This window comes from Ruminococcoides bili (genome assembly GCF_040093295.1).
GTDB classification, from domain to species: Bacteria; Bacillota; Clostridia; order Oscillospirales; family Acutalibacteraceae; genus Ruminococcoides; species Ruminococcoides intestinale_A.
Genome location: NZ_JBBNJY010000082.1, coordinates 1 through 2,175 on the forward strand (window position 1 = coordinate 1; position 2,175 = coordinate 2,175).

At 34.4% G+C, this 2,175-nt stretch carries 2 protein-coding genes; both read right to left on the minus strand.

Annotated elements, in window-relative coordinates; genetic code table 11:
* Positions 1–45 precede the first annotated feature (45 nt).
* Positions 46–489 carry a cell division ATP-binding protein FtsE gene (locus AAAY30_RS11385; protein ID WP_499222366.1) on the minus strand — a complete coding sequence of 148 codons (444 nt, stop codon included), beginning with the start codon at positions 487–489 and terminating at the stop codon, positions 46–48.
* A 156-nt stretch (positions 490–645) separates the two neighbouring features.
* Positions 646–1,731 (minus strand): PucR family transcriptional regulator, encoded by a 1,086-nt coding sequence (locus AAAY30_RS11390; protein WP_022234379.1) that lies wholly within the window; start codon positions 1,729–1,731, stop codon positions 646–648.
* Positions 1,732–2,175 lie beyond the last annotated feature (444 nt).

The window sequence follows — 2,175 nt, forward strand, 5'->3', positions numbered from 1 at the left end:
TGCCCCCTTTCGTTAGTTTTAATTACGGTATATTTATATTATACCTCATTGTCTAACAAAAGGGGAGCATTTCAAAAGCTCACTTGGCTTGTTTTTCATTTTATTTTTTAGTCCGACAAGCTCAAGAATGTACGGAACTCGTTTTTTAATTGATGATGCGCTCGCACCGATTGCTCTCATTGCAAAAGCTACATTGTCAAAGACATTCATCTTATCTATCAGTCTGAAGTCCTGAAATACAATACCCATATGACGACGAAGATACGGAACTTTTCTGCGACGCATTTTTGTTATATTAAGATTATTCACGATTATTTCACCTGACGACGGACTTTCCTCGTGCATAATCAGTTTTAAAAACGTACTTTTACCTGCTCCGGACGCACCTACTATAAAAGCAAACTCGCCCTTGTCTATATGTATAGAAACATCATAAAGCGCATGAGTGCCATTCGGATAGGTTTTAGATACATTGTTAAAATCTATCATAAATTTCACCTTTATTACAAAATACACACTTATTCTGTATATTTTGCGTTATATAATACAATATTTTGTAATATTTTGACAAGTTAATTCTAAAAAGTCAAAATGGCCTGCGCTACCGAAAAATCGGCAGTGCAGAGCCATATTAAATTCACTCAATCAATACTTTGCAGGACTTGCGTTAAGGTATTTTTTAACCATAAGAGCTACCTTAAATACGATAGCGTCCTCAAATTCACGAAGGTCAAGACCTGTAAGTTTCTTAATTTTTTCAAGTCTGTAAACAAGTGTATTTCTGTGAACAAAAAGTTTTCTTGATGTTTCAGAAACATTGAGGTTGTTTTCAAAGAAACGCTGAATTGTAAAAAGTGTTTCCTGGTCGAGGCTCTCGATTGAACCACGCTTGAAAACTTCCTTTAAGAACATTTCACAAAGAGTTGTTGGAAGCTGATAAATAAGACGGGCAATACCGAGGTTATCATAGCTTACTATTGTACGCTCTGTATCAAATACCTTTGCTACCTCAAGTGCGCTCTGTGCTTCTTTAAATGAACGGGCAAGGTCCTTAATACCTGTTACCGTTGTACCTATACCTACAACGCAGTGGGTGTAGAATTCACTTGAAAGTGTGTCTGAAATAGAGCTTGCAAGCTTTTCAAGGTCACGGCTCTCTGTATCCGCCTTAATCTCTTTTACGAGTGCAATTTCGTACTCATTAATATTGATAACAAAGTCCTTTGACTTGTCCGGGAAAAGATTCTGAATAATATCGTATGCAGAAACATCTGTTTTTGAAACGATTTTGATAAGAAGACAAACTCTTGAAACTTCGCTGTTAAAGTGAAGTTCTCTTGCCTTAAGATAGATATCGCCCGGAAGAATGTTGTCGAGAATTACATTCTTAATAAAGTTTGAACGGTCATATTTCTCGTCATAATACTGCTTAATGCTTGCAAAAGAAACAGAAAGTAGCTGTGCGTACTTCTGAGCATACTCATCTGTACCCTGTACAAATACAGCGTAATCATACTTAGCGTTGCTGCCAAATGACTTATATGTATAGCCGTTGATTACAAAAGGAGCTGTTGAACTTAAGGTTTCTGAATTTACGCTTTCGTTTACCTCACCGATTTTGCCAAGCTCTGAACAAGCTATAACAACAGAAGTTTCGTCAATAACGCCTATTGTTCTGTCAATTGCATCTTTCATCTGGTGAACAATACCCTGGAATAATCTGTTTGACATTTTATTTACCTCTTTTTCTAAGCAAATATTCATATAATTGTAAGCATATTATTCAGGCTGTATTTTGCTTTGACCTTAGCTGCAAACATATACAAAATGCATAACACCTGTAATTTTTGCAAAACAAGCCTTTGTAGCAAAAATTCTTATAATAAGAGCCTAATGAATTAATATATTTAAAATACAATATATCTCTTATATACATATTACACAAAAACGAGAAAAAAATCAACCTCTATTTTCAAATTTCTTTATTTTTTTTATAGATTTTGCATAATCGGCAAAAGGTTACAAAATTGATAACAATATTAAACAAATTTAACCTTTGCTTTTTAGTAATTTGCCATAAAAAAACCGTTTTTCATCAGAAGTCGTGATAATTATGGTTTAACTCACAGTTTAGCCAAGCAATTATAAAAGTTTGGTCAACCTTTTTAAGATCGG